The sequence below is a fragment of the Hyphomonas sp. UBA4494 genome (assembly GCF_002388935.1).
In the GTDB taxonomy this organism is placed as follows: domain Bacteria; phylum Pseudomonadota; class Alphaproteobacteria; order Caulobacterales; family Hyphomonadaceae; genus Hyphomonas.
The window spans coordinates 20440-39088 of record NZ_DGNK01000040.1 but is presented as its reverse complement, the minus strand read 5'-3'; the positions used below and the strand labels follow the sequence as shown (position 1 = coordinate 39088).

General features: G+C 58.7%; 17 protein-coding genes. 9 read left to right on the top strand and 8 right to left on the bottom strand.

The window, feature by feature from the left end:
• Positions 1-139: 139 nt before the first annotated feature.
• Positions 140-1063 carry a Gfo/Idh/MocA family protein gene (locus tag B2P82_RS15265; RefSeq protein ID WP_290497832.1) on the top strand — a complete coding sequence of 308 codons (924 nt, stop codon included), beginning with the start codon at positions 140-142 and terminating at the stop codon, positions 1061-1063.
• Positions 1064-1072: 9 nt separating this feature from the next.
• Here the strand turns inward: B2P82_RS15265 and pth are convergent, their stop codons facing one another.
• Together pth and B2P82_RS15255 are read right to left on the bottom strand one after the other, a co-directional pair.
• On the bottom strand, positions 1073-1675 hold the full coding sequence (pth, locus tag B2P82_RS15260; RefSeq protein ID WP_290497831.1) for an aminoacyl-tRNA hydrolase: 603 nt from the start codon (positions 1673-1675) through the stop codon (positions 1073-1075).
• Between the two features lie 86 nt (positions 1676-1761).
• Complete coding sequence (locus B2P82_RS15255) at positions 1762-2415, bottom strand: 50S ribosomal protein L25/general stress protein Ctc (protein ID WP_206992767.1); 654 nt, start codon at positions 2413-2415, stop codon at positions 1762-1764.
• A gap of 209 nt (positions 2416-2624) precedes the next feature.
• Between B2P82_RS15255 and B2P82_RS15250 the strand changes: the two genes are divergently transcribed.
• The 4 genes from B2P82_RS15250 (at position 2625) to B2P82_RS15235 (ending at position 8647) form a co-directional block, all read left to right on the top strand.
• Positions 2625-2840 carry a hypothetical protein gene (locus B2P82_RS15250; protein WP_290497830.1) on the top strand — a complete coding sequence of 72 codons (216 nt, stop codon included), beginning with the start codon at positions 2625-2627 and terminating at the stop codon, positions 2838-2840.
• A 124-nt stretch (positions 2841-2964) separates the two neighbouring features.
• Entirely contained in the window at positions 2965-3231 is a 267-nt protein-coding gene (locus B2P82_RS15245; RefSeq protein ID WP_027836459.1) for a DUF4212 domain-containing protein, read from the top strand.
• Positions 3232-3235: 4 nt separating this feature from the next.
• On the top strand, positions 3236-5011 hold the full coding sequence (locus tag B2P82_RS15240) for a sodium:solute symporter family protein (RefSeq protein ID WP_290497828.1): 1776 nt from the start codon (positions 3236-3238) through the stop codon (positions 5009-5011).
• 147 nt (positions 5012-5158) lie between these two features.
• Complete coding sequence (locus B2P82_RS15235) at positions 5159-8647, top strand: PAS domain-containing hybrid sensor histidine kinase/response regulator (protein WP_290497827.1); 3489 nt, start codon at positions 5159-5161, stop codon at positions 8645-8647.
• Here the strand turns inward: B2P82_RS15235 and B2P82_RS15230 are convergent.
• On the bottom strand, positions 8620-9255 hold the full coding sequence (locus B2P82_RS15230; protein WP_206992772.1) for a response regulator transcription factor: 636 nt from the start codon (positions 9253-9255) through the stop codon (positions 8620-8622). The two genes, B2P82_RS15235 and B2P82_RS15230, sit on opposite strands and share 28 nt — an antisense overlap.
• Positions 9256-9419: 164 nt before the next feature.
• Here B2P82_RS15230 and B2P82_RS15225 point away from each other — a divergent pair, with 164 nt between their 5' ends.
• From B2P82_RS15225 to acs, 3 genes are read left to right on the top strand one after another with little or no spacing between them, the layout of a single operon-like run.
• Positions 9420-10508 (top strand): DcaP family trimeric outer membrane transporter, encoded by a 1089-nt coding sequence (locus B2P82_RS15225; protein WP_422653701.1) that lies wholly within the window; start codon positions 9420-9422, stop codon positions 10506-10508.
• A complete protein-coding gene (locus tag B2P82_RS15220) occupies positions 10447-10719 on the top strand; it encodes a hypothetical protein (RefSeq protein WP_290497823.1) in 273 nt (90 codons plus the stop codon). Before B2P82_RS15225 ends, B2P82_RS15220 begins: the two co-directional genes overlap by 62 nt.
• A gap of 37 nt (positions 10720-10756) precedes the next feature.
• Positions 10757-12703, top strand: coding sequence for an acetate--CoA ligase (acs, locus tag B2P82_RS15215; protein ID WP_290497821.1), 1947 nt, complete (start codon positions 10757-10759; stop codon positions 12701-12703).
• A 4-nt stretch (positions 12704-12707) separates the two neighbouring features.
• Here acs and B2P82_RS15210 read toward each other — a convergent pair whose 3' ends face one another.
• Together B2P82_RS15210 and B2P82_RS15205 are read right to left on the bottom strand one after the other, a co-directional pair.
• Positions 12708-14312 (bottom strand): stimulus-sensing domain-containing protein, encoded by a 1605-nt coding sequence (locus B2P82_RS15210; protein ID WP_290497819.1) that lies wholly within the window; start codon positions 14310-14312, stop codon positions 12708-12710.
• A 22-nt stretch (positions 14313-14334) separates the two neighbouring features.
• The gene (locus B2P82_RS15205; RefSeq protein ID WP_290497817.1) at positions 14335-14799 is read right to left on the bottom strand and encodes a peptidylprolyl isomerase; all 465 of its coding nucleotides are present in this window, start codon (positions 14797-14799) and stop codon (positions 14335-14337) included.
• A gap of 109 nt (positions 14800-14908) precedes the next feature.
• On the opposite strand from B2P82_RS15205, the gene B2P82_RS15200 reads away from it, so the two are divergent.
• Positions 14909-15388 carry a DUF3995 domain-containing protein gene (locus B2P82_RS15200; protein ID WP_290497815.1) on the top strand — a complete coding sequence of 160 codons (480 nt, stop codon included), beginning with the start codon at positions 14909-14911 and terminating at the stop codon, positions 15386-15388.
• Here B2P82_RS15200 and B2P82_RS15195 read toward each other — a convergent pair.
• The 3 genes from B2P82_RS15195 to B2P82_RS15185 all read right to left on the bottom strand — a co-directional run bounded on the left by B2P82_RS15195 (position 15333) and on the right by B2P82_RS15185 (position 18603).
• Entirely contained in the window at positions 15333-15968 is a 636-nt protein-coding gene (locus tag B2P82_RS15195; protein ID WP_290497813.1) for an alpha/beta fold hydrolase, read from the bottom strand. The genes B2P82_RS15200 and B2P82_RS15195 overlap by 56 nt on opposite strands.
• A complete protein-coding gene (locus B2P82_RS15190; RefSeq protein ID WP_034813738.1) occupies positions 15940-16632 on the bottom strand; it encodes a response regulator transcription factor in 693 nt (230 codons plus the stop codon). The genes B2P82_RS15195 and B2P82_RS15190 overlap by 29 nt, the downstream gene beginning before the upstream one ends.
• Before the next feature lie 159 nt (positions 16633-16791).
• Positions 16792-18603 (bottom strand): alpha/beta hydrolase family protein, encoded by a 1812-nt coding sequence (locus tag B2P82_RS15185; protein ID WP_290497812.1) that lies wholly within the window; start codon positions 18601-18603, stop codon positions 16792-16794.
• Positions 18604-18649 lie beyond the last annotated feature (46 nt).

Genomic DNA, 18649 nt, shown 5'->3' with positions numbered 1-18649 from the left:
GTAAGTGGACCGGCATACCGGACGTGTGAAGGGGGCGACGGAAAGATTCTGTAATTCTCCGTGTGAGCGAGGCCTGAGGCCAAGACTTGCAGCTCTTCGCGATGCAGTGTCTTTAAGGTGGGAAGAGGGCTAATCTGTTATGACCACACTAAAAGTCGGCGTCGCGGGCGCCGGAGTTTTTGGAAACTATCACGCCCAGAAGGCCGCTGCGTCTGCCCGAACCGAGCTTGTCGGTGTTTACGACATCGATCTTGAGCGCGCGACGCGGATCGCCAGCCAGTTCGGCGCCAAGGGTTTTGACAATTACGAAGCATTTCTGGACGCGTGTGATGCAATCGTCATTGCGGTTCCGGCTATCTGGCATGAAAAGCTGGCGCGGCAGGCCATTGAGGCGCACTGCCATGTGCTCGTCGAGAAACCGCTGGCGCTGACCGGCAAGGCTGCGCGTGATCTCGCTGATGAGGCCGCGGCCCGCGGCCGTATCCTGCAGGTGGGGCATCAGGAGCGGTTTGTCGCGCGGGCAATGGGCGTGCTGGCGATCGAAGAGACACCCCTGCTGATCGAATCCGTCCGCGCCGGACCGCCGGCGCCAGACAATCGTGCAGGCGATGTCTCGGTCATCTGGGATCTCATGATCCACGATTTGGACCTTGCTGCGATGATGATGGGGAATGAGTTCACCGGCGTCATGGCGAGTGGCAAGCGGGTTCATTCTGATCATATCGACGAAGCAAACGCCCAGTTCACCTATGCGAGCGGTGGCGTGGCGCGTCTGATGGCCAGCCGGGCAGCGGAAGCGCGCCAGCGTTCCATGCACGTTGTCTATCCGTCGGGCGAGATCTCCATCGACTTCCTGACACGGCAACTGGTCAATACGACGCCATATGATGTGAGAGTAGAGATCGCTGCGGATCTGCCGGACCCTCTGGGAGCCGCTGATGAGGGTTTCTACGCAGCCTGCCTTGGTTTGGGGCGCAGCCCTGTTCCCGCGCATGGCACGGTCGGCGCTGTTGCCATGGCAGAAGCCGCTGAAAAGTCGGTACTGGCCAAACTCGACGGCTAACCGACGGCGCTATCGGTTCTGTTTGGGATCGTGCTTTGGCGCTGGGGCAAGACGCATCACTTCGGTTTGGAAGCGTTCATCATTGCCGTCGGCGAGGAAAGGCAGCGCGTCGGAAATCGCCCTGACCAGCGGATCGAACCAGTCATGATCGGCTTTTGAGAAATCGGACAGCACGTAAGGCATGACCCGCGACTTGTCGCCGGGGTGGCCGACACCAATTCGCACGCGGCGCACGTTCTCGCCGAGGTGGGCAATCATCGAGCGAACGCCATTATTGCCGGAATGACCGCCACCCTGTTTCAGGCGGACGCGGCCAGGCGCAAGGTCGATCTCGTCATGCAGGACAACGATATCTTCCGGTGAGAGCTTGTAGAACTGAGCCACTTTGGAGAGCGCACGCCCGGTCTCATTGTAGAAAGTCTGCGGCTTCACCAGCAGGGTCTTGATGCGGTCGGGGCCGATAAAGCCCTCCGCAATCTCGCTTTCGAATTTGGAGCGCCAGGGTTGGAATCCATGGGCGGCGTGGATCTCGTCCAAGACAAGAAAACCGGCATTGTGCCGGTTCTTCGCATATTTTTCGCCTGGATTACCCTGACCGGAAAGAATGAGCACGACTTGGCCTCCCTCTTCCGAATTAGCAGGGCTTGGCTGTGTGCCCAGCCCCAAAAGGCTGGACACACGAGACCATAATGTACCGATCAGTCTTCCGACTCTGCGTCAGCTTCGGCTGCTGGCTCTTCGCCTTCGGCCTCTTCACCTTCTTCCGTCGTGGTTTCGGTGGTTGCCGTACGGCCAGCGATCGTGGCGATCGTGAAGTCGCGGTCGGTGATGGTTGGCTCTGCATCGCCCGGCAACTTGATGTCGGAGATTTTCACATTGTCGCCGACTTCCAACTCGGAAACGTCTGCTTCCAGGGATTCCGGAATGTTGCCGGCTGGAACCAGAAGTTCGACCGTGTGACGCACCACGTTGAGCGTGCCGCCCTTCTTGAGGCCAGGGGAAACTTCTTCGCCGATGAAGTGAACCTGGACTTCGACCTTGATCTTCTGATCGCGGCTGACGCGGAACAGATCGACGTGCATGGGCTGATCGGAGACCGGGTGCATCTGGATCGCCTGTGGGATCACCATCTGCTTCTCGCCCTTGTGAACGAGTGTTGCAGTCGACGACAGGAAGTGACCGGTTTCGATGGCCTTGAGCACTTCGTTGCGCTTCAGGGAGATCGCGACGGGGTCTTCACCACCACCATAAAGAACGCCGGGCACGAGGCCTTCACGACGTGCTGCGCGGGATCCGCCGGTGCCTACGCGCTCACGCAGTTCGACATTGAAACTAATCTTGGATTTCGACATGGGGTTTCCTTTCGCCCTCGACTCCGCCTCTCCATCTTGGGATGAGGTAAGAAGCTGACACGAGCGGCCTTGCGCCGCCGTTTCTGAAGGCGCGCGGATAGCCCATACCGTCCGGAATGGCAAGGGCGCGGCGGCAGCCCCCTTAGACCAAAGTCCCCCCTGTCCGAAGTGCGTGGCGCGTGTATGCTCCGTTCTGGAGGATTCTGCCCGTGAAACATCATATCATGCTGGCGCTCGGCATACTGCTAGGGCTCGTCTTCGCCGTTCGGCTGGCCGTGGCCATACTCCAGCCGGGGCTTGGCTTTCGTGAAGTCTATCTCGCGGGTGGACTTGTCCTGTCGGCCTGGCTGATGCTGGGAGGGGTCGCGGAATGGTGCCATACTCGTGCAACCGGCAAAGTGCGGCAGCCATCCTCAGAGGATTGATGGCGCAGGACCGGATGACCCGGATCATCGTCTTAGACCAAAGTTTATCTTTTCCATTCCGTCCGCTTCCGGCAGCCTGCAAGCTGCGGAACCCCGCACAGACCAAAATGTCAGGGAGGAAAAAGTGTCGGAACCAAGCAAGGAAATTGATGCGAAAGGGTATTGGCGGGATGTCATCCGCCTGACCCTCAGCCTGCTCGTCATCTGGTTTGCAGTGTCATACGGGGCGGGCATCCTGTTTCGCGACCTGCTGGACAATCTCTCGATTGGCGGTGCGCCACTCGGTTTCTGGTTTGCGCAGAATGGATCGATCTATGTCTTCGTCGGACTGATCTTCTACTATTGCCGCGCCATGAACCGTCTCGAGAAGAAATACGGCGTGGAGGCTTGAGACGATGGGACAGGACTTCTGGACATATTTCTGGGTTGTCGGCACGTTCGGCACCTATATCGCGATCGCCGTGTGGGCTCGGGCTTCGTCTACGGATGATTTCTATGTGGCCGGCCATGATGTTCACCCCACTGTCAATGGCATGGCAACGGCGGCCGACTGGATGTCGGCAGCCTCCTTCCTGTCGATGGCGGGCCTGATCGCCTTCCTAGGCTATGGCGGTTCGGTCTACCTTATGGGCTGGACCGGCGGCTATGTGCTTCTGGCGCTTTTGCTGGCGCCGTTCCTGCGAGAGTTCGGCAAGTTCACTGTGCCGGATTTCGTGGGGGACCGGTATTATTCGACCACGGCCCGATTGATCGCCGTGCTGTGTGCCCTGTTCGTCTCGTTCACCTATATTGCCGGCCAGATGAAGGGCGTCGGCGTGGCCTTTTCCGGCTTCCTGGGGGTCGAGTTCAATACGGGCATCATGGTCGGCATGGCGATTGTGTTCGTTTATGCGGTTCTGGGCGGCATGAAAGGCATCACCTACACCCAGGTGGCGCAATATTGCGTGCTGATCTTTGCCTATACGGTTCCGGCGATCTTCATCTCCCTGATCATCACGGGCAATCCGATCCCGCAGCTGGGGTTCATCTCGAATGTGCGCGGCGACGATGTGGCGATGCTCGAAAAGCTGAACACGGTGGTGCAGGATCTGGGTTTCCTCGAATACACCCAGACCAACAAGTCGATGATCGATGTCTTTGCGATCACCGGCGCGCTTATGTTCGGCACCGCCGGCCTGCCGCACGTGATCATCCGCTTCTTCACCGTATCAAGCCCGGGCGCGGCCCGTGTGTCGGCGGGGTGGGCGCTGGTCTTCATAGCACTGCTCTATACGACCGCACCTGCGGTGGCCTCATTCGCCCGTCTGAACTTCATCGATACAGTGAACGAGTCGACCTATATCGCGGATGATGCCGACTATGACACCGCAGCGGCGGCGATCCTTGCGGCCGGCGGCAAGCCGACCCCGAAATGGTTCAAGGACTGGGAAAAAACGGGCCTGCTCGGCGTCGAGGACAAGAATGGGGATGGCATCATCCAGTACCGCGCCGGGGACGAGAACGAGGTCACCAAGCTGGATCGAGACATCTTCGTGATGGCCAATCCGTCCATTGCCAATCTGCCGGCCTGGGTGATCGGGCTCGTGGTGGCAGGCGGGCTTGCCGCGGCCCTGTCCACGGCGGCAGGCTTGCTCATGGTCATATCGTCATCGATCTCACACGATCTGTGCCGACGTACCTTCTTTACCGGCATGTCAGACAAGGACGAGTTGCGGGTGGCGCGGGTCTCGGCCGCCGGAGCCGTGATCCTGGCTGGAATCATGGGGATGAACACGGCCAAGCTGGGCTTCGTGGCGCAGGTGGTGGCCTTCGCTTTCGGACTGGCGGCAGCGTCCCTGTTCCCAGTCATCGTTCTGGGCATCTTCTGGAAGCGGATGAACCGGGAAGGCGCGATTGCGTCCATGCTGACGGGGCTCGTCTCGACCTTCAGCTACATCTACTACTTCAAGTTCGTCGACACGGATCCGGCGAACTGGTGGTTCGGTGTGTCGCCTGAAGGCATCGGCTTCCTGTTCATGTTCCTGTCCCTGGCTGTGGGGATCGTGGTGGCCCTTGTCACAGCCCCGCCTCCGCAGGACATCCAGGACCTGGTCGAGGACATCCGGGTCCCCGGACAGCGCTCGCCGCATGGCATCGCCGATCAGGACATGGCGCCGATCCCGGCAGAGTAGCGCGCCACTTCCCGGTGATTGCTGCGGGCGGCCTCCCTCTCCGGGCCGCCCGCTTTTTCATGCCTGCAGCAGAGGCTTTAGACAAAGGGCGCATTTGCCGGGGCGTCAGGACGTGTATGCTGGGGGAAGACGCATAGAGAGGTGTTCATGCCGGTCTGGCTGATCCTGGGCGCAACGACGCTCTACATGCTTGGATTGTTCCTGATCGCCTGGCAAGGCGACCGGCAGGCCACACGCCCGGGCTTCGTCCAGCATCCGCTCGTCTATGCGCTGGCCTTGGCAGTCTATTGTACCTCCTGGACCTATTTCGGCGCTGTCGGTACGGCTGCGCAGAGCGGGTGGGACTATCTGACCATCTATCTCGGTCCGACACTCGTCTTCGTGGCATTTCCCGGCATCGTGCGGCGGATCGGCGATGTCACACAGCGAGAGGGCATCTCTTCCTTGTCTGATTTCCTGTCGGCCAGGTATGGCAAGAGCCGCGCGGTTGCTGCCGCTGCAACGCTGGCCGCCGTCGCAGGAAGTCTGCCCTATATTGCACTGCAGCTGAAATCCATCGGCATGAGCTTTCAGGCACTGGCATATGGCGCAGACGGCGCGATCAACACACCGACCAATGAAACAGTTCTGCTGACCGCTATTGTGCTGGCGATTTTTGCCATCCTGTTCGGCACGCGACAGTCGGACGCCACGCGGCACAATTCCGGCCTGATGCGCGTGCTGGCGTTGGAGGCCGTGCTCAAGCTCGCCGCACTGGTGGCTGTTGCGATCCTGTCGGTGTTCCTTCTGGTGCAGGGGGGCTTGCCGGATCGTGAATTGGCCACACAGCCCTTTGACCGCTTTTCCGTGTCGGAACGATTCCTGACCATGACGCTTCTGTCGACGGCGGCCATTGTCTGCCTGCCGCGCCAATTCCATGTCGCCATGATCGAGCGTCAGGGGCAGAAGGATCTTGATACGGCCAGATTGGTGTTCCCACTCTACATGTTGCTCACGAGTCTGGTCGTGGTGCCCATCGCGATGGCTGGTCTGAGCCTCTTCGGCGCGGCAGCGCAGCCGGATCTGTTCGTCCTGGATCTACCTCTCGAACAAGGCAATGGCCTGCTGGCGACCCTCGTCTTTCTGGGCGGCTTTTCAGCTGCGACCGGCATGGTCATCATCTCCACTGTCGCCCTGTCCACCATGGTCACGAATGATCTGGTCGTGCCGGCCATCATGCAGTCCGGACGATTTGCCAGCCTAAGCGGAGATGCCGGATCAAGGATCGTGTCGGCCCGCCGCATCGTGATCGTGGTCGTGCTGCTTCTCGCCTATGCCTATTACCGCGTGGCGGGGACAGGTGCGCTGGCCCAGATCGGCCTCCTGTCCTTTGCCGCGGCAGCGCAATTTTCTCCGGCGCTGATCGGGGCGGTCACTTGGCGAGGTGGGCGTCGGTCCGGTGTCCTCGCAGGTCTGGTCGCGGGGATGGGGGTGTGGGCCTACACGCTCTTCCTGCCCGCCATTTTCGGGTATGACGCGATGGCCGCGCTTGTGCCGAGGGTTCTGGACCCGCATGCTCTGTTCGGATTGCGGATCGATGACAGTCTGACCCATGGCGTCCTGTGGAGCCTTGGCACCAATCTGTTCCTGTTCGCAATCGTATCGATGCGATCACGGGAACGGTTGAGGGACCGGGTTCAGGCATCCGCCTTTGTCAGTGGCGATGAAGTGGTCGAGATCGCGGAAGGCGCGGTCGAGAGCCACGCCTTCCAGGTGTCGCCCAATGGCCTGAAGACACTCGCTTCCCGCTTTCTCACGCCGGAAGCGGTGGACCATGCCTTTGACCAGTTCGAGACTGAAACAGGTATTGTCGCAACCGGAGATGCGCCTGCGGACTGGAGACTGGTCCAGCGCACCGAGAAACTGCTCGCCAGCGCACTCGGTTCATCTTCGGCACGGGTCGTCCTGTCCTCGGCGATCGGTGGCAGCGATGTGGCCCTGCCGGATGTTCTGTCCATGCTGGATCACAAGACGCAGGCGGCCCGGTTTGAACGTCACATGCTGCAATCCATGCTCGAGAATGTCCCGCAGGGGATCAGCGTCGTGGATTCCGATCAAAGATTGGTAGCCTGGAATACGGCCTATGTGGACTTGTTCGATTATCCGGCGGACAAGGTGGGCGTCGGTGTTCCCGTGGCTGAACTGATCGAGCACAATATCCGCACCGGCTGGATCGATGGGGATCCTGTCGAGGAGGCGCGCAGGCGCGTCGGACATATGCGATCCGGCAGTCCGTATACCTATGAGAGGCGAAATCCGGACGGGCGCTACCTGCGCATCAGCGGCAACCCCATGCCGGGCGGCGGGTATGTCACCACTTTTGCTGACATTACCGACGACAAGCTGCGTGAACGCGCCCTGGTTGAGGCAAACGAGTTGCTGGAAAGCCGGGTCAAGACGCGAACCCGTGAGCTTGAGCAAATGGCAGAAGATCTCACCCTTGCCCGGAAAGAGGCGGAAGGCGCGAATGCGTCCAAGACGCGCTTCCTGGCTGCGGCGAGTCATGACCTGTTGCAGCCGCTGAACGCCGCGCGGCTGTATCTTGGATCGCTCATGGCCAGTGACACAGAATGTGATTTGGCGGCACGCGCGGACCGATCCATTCAGTCTGCAGATGAATTGCTCAAGGGATTGCTCGACATATCCCGTCTGGACCATAGCCAGGTCGAGGCAGTCCCCGTACGCCTTCCCTTGGGCCCGTTGATGGAAGACCTGGTCGACGAGGCGCTTCCGATGGCGCAGGCGGCGGGGCTTTCCGTGCGGCTGGCACCCACACAGCTGGCAGTGCTTGCCGATCCGGATTTTCTCAAGAGCATTCTGCGCAATCTCATCTCGAATGCCCGGCGATATACACAGTCGGGCGGAGTCCTTGTCGGGGCACGCCTACGCGGGGATGCGGTAAGGATCGAAGTTCACGATACCGGGCCTGGCATACCGGCAGACCGTCTGGAACGGATCTTCGAGGAGTTTCGTCGGTATGAGGATTCCGACAATACCGGCATTCGGGGAGCAGGGCTTGGCCTGTCTGTCGTGCGCCGCCTGGCAGGCCTGATGGGGGCGTCCATTGATGTGCAGTCGACACCGGGTCGCGGCAGTGTTTTCTCGGTGACCGTGCCAAAGGCTGAATTGCATAGACGCCCGCGCCGGATGCAGTCGGCGCCGGTTGAGCCGGCTGACCGGGATCTGGTCGGCCTGCGCGTCCTGTTCGTGGATGACGAGCCTGCCAATGTTGACGGCATGAGCCGGTTGCTGAAAGGCTGGGAGTGTCAGGCGACCTGTGTCCGGACACCTGAAGAGGCGCTGGCTGCCATGCAGTCAGCGCAATTTGACGCAGTGATTGCAGACCTCAATCTCGGCGACGGGCAGAATGGACTGGATCTGCTCCTGGGACTACGCAAGCGGCTCGCCCATGCCGGCAATGTTTTATTGCTGACCGCAGCCACGTCCACCGCCGAATCGTCATCCGCCAGGACGGCCGGCATTGCCATCCTTCACAAGCCGAGCAATCCGGCGGACATCCGCAAATTTCTGAAAGACTGTGCCACTGCCGGAGGGACGGAAAGCGCGGCTCAATCGGTCAGCGATGTGGCGTCCTGATAGATCAGCAAGGCCTGTGTGCGATTATTCGCCCCGAGCTTCCGGAAGATCGCTGTCATGTGCGCCTTCACCGTCGCCACGGAAATATCCATTTCATAGGCGATCTGCTTGTTGAGCAGGCCATCGGACAATCGGGCGAGCACGCGTCTCTGGGCGGGGGTGAGGCTGGCAATGCGTTCGGCGGCACAATTGGCTGGCAGGGACTTTCCGACACATTCCGGAAACCATTGCCCCCCATCCAGCGTCGTGGCGAGCGCCGCCGACAGGTCGTCCAGGGACATGCTCTTGGGGAGGTATCCGGCCGCACCGAGCATACGGGCCGTTTCAAAGGCTTCTGGCGTTTCCGTGGCGGATACAACCACAACGGGGCAGTCCGGCCTGGCAGCCCGCAGCCGGGTAAGGCCCTCGAACTCTGCCGAGTCGCCGAGATTGAGATCAAGCAGCACCAAATCCACGTCATCGGCCTGCAGGCGGGCCAGGGCATCTGAAAGACTGGACGCATGCGAGGCGGCGGCGCCAGCGGGATAGGCGCATTCCAGTGCGGTTTCCAGCGCGTCACGAAACAATGGATGGTCGTCCACGATCAGCACGCGCGGTGCCTGTACCAAGATATTCCTCCCCGAATCCGTGCCGCTTTTGCGGTCTGTGGACTTAACCAGAACCTGTGTAGTATGTCATGGATCGCGCCGCAGCGCACTACGACTTTTGTCGTAGCACCAATGGCTAATGGCGGCCCGAGCACAAGCAACGGATACTCCTTCTCATAATCAATATGAGGGAGGAATGCATGTCTCGTACTTTCAAGGCCCTGCTGTTGTCTTCGGCAGCTCTGACGACAAGTCTCGGCGCCGCTGCGGAAGCGGATGATCTTGAGTCGCGGATCGCAGCGCTCGAGGCCATGGTTTCCGAACTCAAATCCGAACTGGCCGCGACGCGCGCCGGGCATGAAGAAATCGTCCGCGTCCAGCCGGTCGCCGCCCAGCCGGAGGCCGCACCTCCTCCTCCGACAGATGGATTCAGGGTCGGTGACACGACGCTGAAGTTCGGCGGCTTTGTGGATGCGGACGTGCATGTCACCTCGCTGAGCGATGGCACCATCTCCGGCAGTTCCATCGCGCGCGACTTTTACATTCCCGGTGCGACACCCATCGGTGGGAACGAAACAACGTCCACGGACTTTACTGCTGAATCCACTCGTTTCTTCCTGGCCGCATCCCGGCCTGTGGGCGACAAGACGCTGAGCGCGCATATCGAGATGGATTTCCTCGGATCGGGGCAGGGCAATGAACTGGTCTCGAACTCCTACTCGCCACGTTTGCGTCGGGCCTTCATGAAATATGGCAACTGGCTGGTCGGGCAGGAATGGTCGACCTTCCAGAACACGTCAGCCATTCCGGAAAGCGCAAGCTTCCTTATCCTGTCGGACGGCATGGTGTTCGTGCGCCAGCCGCAGATACGTTACACGCATGGCAACTGGATGTTTGCCGTCGAGAATCCGAACACGACAACCCTGAATTCGGGATCGCGGGACGAGAATCTCATCCCGGACGTCGTGGCCCGCTACAATATGAGCGGTGAATTCGGCAATGTCTCGATCGCCGGCATCGCGCGCCAGCTGCGGGCCGATTTCGGCACGGTCGAAGACGAAACCTTCGGATATGGCCTCAGCGTCTCGGGCCGCTTGAATGTTGGGGACACCGATGACATCCGCTTCAACCTGGTCGGAGGCGACGGGATCGGCCGCTNNGCTGGCCGCCAGCCGCTCGACGGCCCTCGACCCGAACGGGGAGCTGGAAGCGGTGCCCTCATATGGCGGGCTGATTGCCTGGCGCCACGCTTTCGGGGAAACGGCGCGGTTTAGCGGCGGCTATTCCGGCCTGTTCATCGACAATCCGGACTATCTGGCTGACACGGTGACATCGTCTGTCCAGTCGGTGTTCGGGGCCATTCTCTGGGACGTTGCGCCGAATGTGACACTGGGGACCGAATTGATGCACGGCCTCCGCGAGGTCGAAAGTGGAGCTGATGGCTCGATCACCCGGTTCACCTTCTCGACAAAGTATGCATTCTGAGGTGAGAACAGAAAACATGCCAGATGGAGAGCCTTTCATGAGCGACGCAGCGAAAACCTATCCAGTGCCGGCGGAGTTTGCAGCAAAGGCGAACCTGAGCCCGGAAACCTATCGAGAGATGTATGCCGCGTCGATCTCAGACCCGGAGGCTTTCTGGGGGGAGCACGGCAAGCGGCTCGACTGGATCAAACCCTACACGGTCGTAAAGGATGTCTCCTGGGAGACCGGCGATCTACATGTGAAATGGTATTCTGATGGTGTCCTTAATGTGTCGGCAAACTGCCTGGACCGCCACTTGGAAACGCGTGGTGACAAGGTCGCGTTGATCTGGGAAGGCGACGAGCCCGGCAACACCCACAAGATGACCTATCGCCAGTTACACGCCGCGGTCTGCAAGTTCGCAAACGTGCTGAAGAAGATGGATGTAAAAAAGGGCGATCGCGTCACGATCTACATGCCGATGATTCTCGAAGCCACATATGCGATGCTGGCGTGCACGCGAATTGGCGCAGTACATTCCATCGTGTTCGGGGGCTTCAGCCCCGAGGCATTGTCAGGGCGAATTACCGATTGCGACTCGAAATTCCTCATCACAGCCGATGAAGGCGTGCGGGGTGGTCGCCGTGTGCCGTTGAAGGTAAACGCCGACAAGGCCGCCGAGATTGCCGGAGGTGTGGTTGAGAAGATGTTGGTCGTGAAGCGCACAGGCGCTGAGGTCAACATGGAGACGGGGCGGGACTATTGGCTGCACGAGGCTGCCGAGGGTATCTCCGCCGATTGCCCGCCCGAACCGATGAATGCCGAAGATCCTCTTTTCATCCTCTACACGTCTGGCTCGACGGGGCAGCCTAAAGGCGTGATGCACACCACTGGCGGTTATCTTGTCTGGGCGTCAATGACGCACGAGTATGTGTTTGACCTCAAGGAAGATGACGTGTTCTGGTGTTCGGCAGATGTGGGTTGGGTAACCGGGCACACATATATCGTGTACGGACCTCTGGCAAATGGCGCAACAAGTCTCGTCTTTGAGGGTGTGCCGACCTATCCGGATGCTTCGCGGTTCTGGCAGGTGTGCGACGAGCAGAACGTTACCATCTTCTACACCGCGCCAACCGCTATTCGCGCACTGATGCGCGAAGGCGAAGAGCCAGTGAACAAGACATCGCGCAAGTCGATCCGTTTGCTGGGCACAGTTGGCGAGCCGATCAATCCGGAAGCATGGGAATGGTATTTCCACGTCGTAGGTGAAGCGCGGTGTCCGATCGTCGACACATGGTGGCAGACCGAGACAGGCGGCACCATGATTGTTCCGTTGCCGGGCACGACCAATATGAAGCCGGGTGCCGGCAGCCATCCTTTCTTTGGCGTGAAGCCAGTGCTGGTGGACGCGGACGGTAACGAATTGGAAGGCGCGGCTGATGGAAATCTGCTGATCACGGATAGTTGGCCGGGACAAATGAGGACGGTCTACGGCGATCATCAGCGATTCATCGACACCTATTTTACGGCCTATCCCGGCACGTATTTTACCGGCGATGGCTGCCGCCGCGACGAGGATGGCTTCTACTGGATCACCGGCCGCGTTGATGATGTGATCAATGTCTCTGGCCATCGCATGGGTACCGCTGAAGTCGAAAGCGCACTGGTCAGCCATGATGCGGTCGCTGAGGCCGCTGTGGTTGGCTATCCGCATGATGTGAAGGGGCAGGGCATATATGCCTATGTCACATTGCGTCAGGGCGTTGAAGTGGATGATGCGCTGGTCAAGAATTTGATCCAGCATGTGCGCCAGGAAATCGGTCCGATTGCGAGCCCAGACCTTATCCAGATCGCGCCCGGTCTGCCCAAAACGCGGTCTGGCAAGATCATGCGCCGCATCCTGCGGAAGATTGCCGAGAACGAGTATTCAAATCTTGGCGACACATCGACATTGGCAGAACCGGAAGTTGTCGATGATCTGATCGATAACCGAAAGAACCGGTAACGCCCTAGATCGCGGGAAGATCAACAATGAACCGCGCGCCCCCTTCTGCGCGGTTTTCAGCCCAGACCTTGCCGCGATGGGTCGTGACGATCTGTTGTACGATTGAGAGTCCCAGGCCGGAATTGTTGCCAAAAGCTGTTCCAGCCGGACGGTCCGTATAGAAGCGGCTGAAGATCTTTTCCAGTTTGTCTTCAGGTATACCCGGGCCGCTATCCTCGATCATGATCCGCGCGATGGTTTGCGGGCCATCATTCGATTGGTCGACAATCACATTGACCTCTGCGCCAGGGGGCGAGAAAGAACGCGCATTGTCTACCAGATTGCGAACAACTTGGCCGAGCGGCCCATCGCGCCCGCGGACAAGTAGGCGTGCACCCATCGTATCATCTCGGAAATGAACCGATACTGATCGCTCCTCGCGACTGAAGGCTTCATAGGTCTGCACGACATCGTGGACGAAGCCGGCAATGTCCATTTGCTCCGTCGGCACCCGCGTCATTTCCGCTTCGATACGGGATGCGTTTGAAATATCTGTAATCAGACGGTCCAGCCGCTTCACATCCTGGGCGATGACTTGCCGCAGGCGTTCAAGCGCGACCGGATCGTCCTGCACCCGGTCAGCGGTTTCGACGGCCGAGCGGATAGAGGTGAGGGGGTTCTTCAGCTCATGGGCCACGTCAGCAGCGAATTGTTCATTTGCTTCAATCCGTTCGAGCAATGCTTCGGTCATGCTTTGCATGGAGGCGGCCAGGTTGCCGATCTCGTCCTTGCGATTGGTCAGGGCCGGAATGTCGATCCGATCGGATGCGCCGGCCCGAATTCGGTCAGCTGCAACCGATAGACGGCGCAGTGGGCGGGCAATACCGAGAGTCAGCAGGACTGATGTGACGAAAGCGACTAGGACTGCGACCCCGATGAACGGTATCAGCGCAGCGCGTTCAGAGCGAATGATCTCATCAATATCATTCGATTCCAGTGTCAGGACACCCACAACAGCAGACACACGCTGGATCGGCATGGAAACGGAAATGATCCGCTGGCCCCGGTCTGAAAAGCGCTGACTGGCCGCTTCCTGACCGCGCACGGCGATCTCGAATTCTTCCTCAAAGCTCTGAGCGATGAGCGCATCAGAACTGCGCCGGGGCATGATCGGTCCGAGTGTGCGGCTGGCCCATTCCGACAGATTGGCACCGAGCCTGGCAAAACTGCTGGGCTCCTGTAGCGGCGGCAGGGCGTCAATGTCGACCCGCTCTGAAAGATAGAAGCTGTCGCCAACAAGTTCGCCATCGGGTGAGTAGATGCGTGCGCGAACCCGTTCGGGCAGGTTAAGGCGCACGATCGTCTGGCGCGCGGCTTCATCATCGAGCTTGGGGGCAGGCGTGGTCGCATCGTTGCCAAGCAAGCTGGTAAAAATCTGAGCTTGCGCAACAAGATCCTGCTTCTTGGAGACAACAAAACCGGCGCGCATTTCGTTCAGAACCATCGCGCCGATAATGAGGATGGCCAGTCCCGCAAGATTGGACGCGAAAATCAGACGTGCGATGCGTGAGCCGAAGATCTTCGACCCGTGGCGTGCAATCGCCTTTCGCCTGATTTTCCTATCCGTCATACGGGGTTCTGCCTGCCTGAGATCAGGCGTCGGCAGCCACTTTCATGCTGACAATCTTGTCAGGATTCCGCGGTGGCTCTCCCTTGGTCAATTGGTCGATTACGTCCATACCCTCGCTGACCTGACCCCAGACCGTATATTGGCGGTTCAGGAAGCTAGCATCGTCAAAGCAGATGAAGAATTGGCTGTTTGCCGAGTTCGGGGCCGATGTGCGGGCCATGGAACATGTGCCGCGGACATGGGGTTCGGCATTGAATTCTGCCTTTAGGTCCGGCTTGGAAGAACCGCCCATGCCGGTGCCTTGTGGGCAGCCGACTTGCGCCATGAATCCATCAATCACGCGGTGAAAGACGATGCCGTCGTAAAAGCCTTCGCGGGCCAGTTCCTTAATGCGTTCGACGTGGCCGGGGGCCAGGTCGGGACGCAGGTCGATTTTTACCGAGCCTTTGGAGGTTTCGAGGAGAAGCGTGTTTTCCGGGTCTGCCATGAAGTTATCCTATTGCTTGTGTTAGTCTCGTGTCTGGCTATTGAATGATGGAGGGAACGGCAAGTGGGTGGCGCATTTTACTGCCCAGCATTGCCGCAGGAGTGTCCGCATGATTGCACCGTTCATTTCACCTTTTCTGGTGGCTGTGTTGTTCGTTCTCGGCTGTCTGCACCTGCTGTGGGCGTTTGGCAGCAATTTCCCGTGTGCGAACGAGCAGGCACTTGCCCGCGCGGTCGTGGGCCGTCGGGGTATAACCAAGATGCCGTCGGCATTTTCCTGCTTCATGGTAGCGCTTTGCCTGTTTGCGGCCGCCGTCCTGGCAGCTTGGCTGGGCGGGTACTTTTCTCTGCCGTTGCCGTCTGTCATCCAGAAAGGCGTGTTGGTCCTGGCAGGACTGGCAGCAGGGACAGTGTTTCTTGGGCGGGGTATCATCGGCGTCCTGCCAGCGTTCGAGCGCGCGTCGCCTGAATCGCCTTTTCTAACACTTAACCGACGTGTGTATTCGCCGTTGAGCTTCCTGATCGGGCTGGGATTCATTTTACTTGTCCTAAGCTTGCCGAATTGGAGCTGGCGCCTCGGGATCGCTTAGGCCTGTCCAATTCGTTGATATGGTGGGCAGCGGACAGGCCGTCTTCACCGGGCGCCAACATCATTTGGGCGAAGGCGAAATGATTCAGATCGGCGACGATGCGCGTGTCGGCGGACGACAATCTTCGGTGCAGCGTGCCGCCGAACCATTGCCCCATCTCCTTCACCTGGTCCGATCGATTCGGATGACTTGGCCTTGCATCAACATGGATGATCCGACGGGCGTTGCGTGGAGTCGGAGGGGGATTCAGCCGGGATTTGGGAACTGGATCAACGCAGACAAGCAAATCTACCCGGCGCGGTTGGAGCGCCTTCAATACACGAAGCGCTGTATCGCCGCCCCAACTATGTCCGACCAGTATCAACGTGCGGCCGGCATCGGCGTGCTGACGGGCCAGATTAAGAATACGCCGCAACGCGTAATGCGGAAAATAATGCGCATCATGATGGGCCTCATGCGCAAAGTCACGTTGCCGCGCTTCCGCATAAGCGGCCACGAGACGGGTGCGGGTATCGCCCGCCCCGCCGATATAGATCTCCGAAGTGCCGCGCCTATTCAGTGTAGCGGTAGCCGACGCCATACAGGGTCTCGATCGCATCGAATTCGTCGGTCACTTCGCGGAACTTCTTGCGAAGCCGCTTGATGTGGCTGTCGATGGTGCGATCGTCGACGTAGATCTGATCATCATAGGCGGCGTCCATCAGCTGGTCGCGGCTTTTGACATAGCCAGGGCGCTGGGCGAGCGCTTGCAGGATCAGGAATTCGGTGACGGTCAGGCGGACCGGATGTCCATCCCACGTACAGGCGTGACGGTTCGGATCAAGCGTCAACTTGCCACGCACGATTGGCTTCTGGTCACCTTCTTCAGATCCGGCCACGCCGCCGCGGGCACGCCGGAGCACGGCCTTGACGCGTTCCGCCAGCAGGCGATTGGAGCAGGGTTTGCGCACGAAATCGTCGGCGCCAATATTGAAGCCGATAACTTCGTCGATTTCCTCGTCTTTTGACGTCAGGAAGATAACTGGCAATTCGGAGGTCTGGCGCAGGCGACGCAGCAATTCCATACCGTCCATACGGGGCATTTTCACGTCCAGTATAGCGATATCGGGCGGCGTCTCCGTTAATGCCGGGAGAGCCGTCTCACCATCATGATAGGTGCGCACATCATAGCCCTCGGCCTCGAAGAAGATCTTCAGGGACGCAACGATATTCTCGTCATCATCCACCAGCGCCAATGTCGTCATCGCTCTATCCTTCTCAACCAACCCATATCCGTGAACGGGATCCGGTCGTCTTGCACTACGGTGTTCAAACATGGTTCGCGTCACGGCAAAAGCCCTCCTTCAATGCAATTGCAATGAAATCAAGGGATCAAGGCGAGCGAAGGCTCACATTACGGCATTTTAAGGGAGATTGGCTCCATTGGTTGTCGGTGTTTTTGGGGCGGGCGGCATGCATTGCACCGGAAAGGCGTTCATCGCGACGAGCAAATCTGTGTTTGTATCATCGCTGTAAATCTGGTGGCCGGTATGATCCAGCAAGAGTATTTGAGCCTGTTTCCCAGCCTGTACCGCAGCATCATAGAACGCAGTGGTCTGATCCATGTGAACGATGTCGTCTTCCGTCCCATGAATCAGGAACACGGGTGCCTTGAGATATTCAATGTAGGATATTGGAGACCGATGCCACAATTCGGTCTCATCATCGCGTCCATTGTTCATGCGTTGTGTCCAGATATTCCGAACGAAAGCGTCCACTGCGTCTGAGGGGTCGTACTGACGTAGCATTCGCGGAAGATCACTCACCCCTGCATAACTTATCGCGCATTGGTAGGCATCGGGAGTCATGGTTGCGGCTGCCAGTGCAGCGTAGCCGCCATAGGACGCGCCCACGATGCTTCTTGGCTGGTCTGGACTCACCAGCCCGGCTTGTTCGAGGGCGTGTACTCCGTCCGCAATGTCTTGTTGCATCGCTCTACCCCATTCGCCGTGCCCCAGACGCTCAAATGTTTGGCCGAAGCCACCAGAGCCGCGAAACTGGGGTTGAAAGACTGCGTATCCGCGATGCGCAAAATACTGGGCCCATCCGTCCCAATCCATCACGTCTCGAGACACAGGACCGCCGTGAGGCATGACGATTAGCGGAGCGTGACTTGGTGAACGTGTGGAGGGTGTAAAATATCCCCGCAATGCAAGGCCTTCAGAAGTCTGGTAATCAACCCGTCGCGGCATTGATGTTGTACTGAGATCGATATGAGGCCGCGCGTCTGAAATCTTGCGAAGTCTTTTCAGGTCATTGCGCAAAACATAATATGCTCCCGGATTGATTGGGGAGCTGACATATATCACCCAAGCCTGCCCATGCAGACTCATGTCGAATACGGACCAGTTGGCTTCATCAGGAAGCGCAGAGTCGATTGCTCGTCCCAGTTTGGCATCTTCTGGTGTGAACCAGTGCTTTTCGAGCTTGTCCTTCCAGAGTGCGGAGTAGAGCAGGTCATTAGATCCGCGTCTTTTGCGCGCAGAGCTTAGATCGTACTCGGAATCGCTGAAGAGTTGTTTGCCGAATTGACCAGTGTGGAGATCGAATTCGTAGAGGCCGGCATGCTCTGCATCTGCGGGCCGGGAGACGACGATAAACTTGTTGTTCTTCGAGGAATAGGAAACCGGATAGAATCCTTCATTGAGAGGATCGTGTTGAAATCTCAGTGTCCAGTTCCTACCGCCATCCTGGCTTGAATAGTATTGGTGAAGTCCGCCGGATTTGCTTTTTTCTATCCGCATTACGGGACGCATCGAGTTATCCAGAAGCCACGTCAGGGTTCGCGAATTCGCTGTATTCAGCAAACGCTGCCTGCCTGTGTCCACATTGATGGAAACAAGCTCAACAGATGCTTTTTTGTGTATGGCCAGAGTGACTTCGCGACGTTCGGCATCGCTCGCAATGAGCTTTGGTGTATCGAGATCCTTGTCGAGGTTTCTCTTTCTGCTGGCTGCGAGGACTTTCTTTTCACCCGTTTCGGGGTTGATAGTCAGAAATACTGAGCGTGATTTGAACTTGTCTCCGGAAACGGTGAACTCGACGGCGCTCGACAGAATAGTGTCATCGAATGGCCATGATACCCAATCATATAGCCAGTTCACGGATTTACTGTAATACGTGTAGGTCTGCTTGATCTCTAATCGAGTGTCGCCGGTGGCGCTGTCCTCAACCATGATCTCGTCCCACCCGAACTTCTGGACGATATCATCCTGGTGGCCC

What these genes read in the sequence shown, in the direction of transcription:
- B2P82_RS15210 (WP_290497819.1), bottom strand. Translation starts at nt 14,312, where the DNA reads ATGACGGATAGGAAAATCAGGCGAAAGGCGATTGCACGCCACGGGTCG.
- B2P82_RS15185 (WP_290497812.1), bottom strand. Translation starts at nt 18,603, where the DNA reads ATGGTTGAGGACAGCGCCACCGGCGACACTCGATTAGAGATCAAGCAG.
- B2P82_RS15255 (WP_206992767.1), bottom strand. Translation starts at nt 2,415, where the DNA reads ATGTCGAAATCCAAGATTAGTTTCAATGTCGAACTGCGTGAGCGCGTA.
- B2P82_RS15265 (WP_290497832.1), top strand. Translation starts at nt 140, where the DNA reads ATGACCACACTAAAAGTCGGCGTCGCGGGCGCCGGAGTTTTTGGAAAC.
- B2P82_RS15205 (WP_290497817.1), bottom strand. Translation starts at nt 14,799, where the DNA reads ATGGCAGACCCGGAAAACACGCTTCTCCTCGAAACCTCCAAAGGCTCG.
- B2P82_RS15240 (WP_290497828.1), top strand. Translation starts at nt 3,236, where the DNA reads ATGGGACAGGACTTCTGGACATATTTCTGGGTTGTCGGCACGTTCGGC.
- acs (WP_290497821.1), top strand. Translation starts at nt 10,757, where the DNA reads ATGAGCGACGCAGCGAAAACCTATCCAGTGCCGGCGGAGTTTGCAGCA.
- B2P82_RS15200 (WP_290497815.1), top strand. Translation starts at nt 14,909, where the DNA reads ATGATTGCACCGTTCATTTCACCTTTTCTGGTGGCTGTGTTGTTCGTT.
- B2P82_RS15190 (WP_034813738.1), bottom strand. Translation starts at nt 16,632, where the DNA reads ATGACGACATTGGCGCTGGTGGATGATGACGAGAATATCGTTGCGTCC.
- B2P82_RS15235 (WP_290497827.1), top strand. Translation starts at nt 5,159, where the DNA reads ATGCCGGTCTGGCTGATCCTGGGCGCAACGACGCTCTACATGCTTGGA.
- B2P82_RS15195 (WP_290497813.1), bottom strand. Translation starts at nt 15,968, where the DNA reads ATGGCGTCGGCTACCGCTACACTGAATAGGCGCGGCACTTCGGAGATC.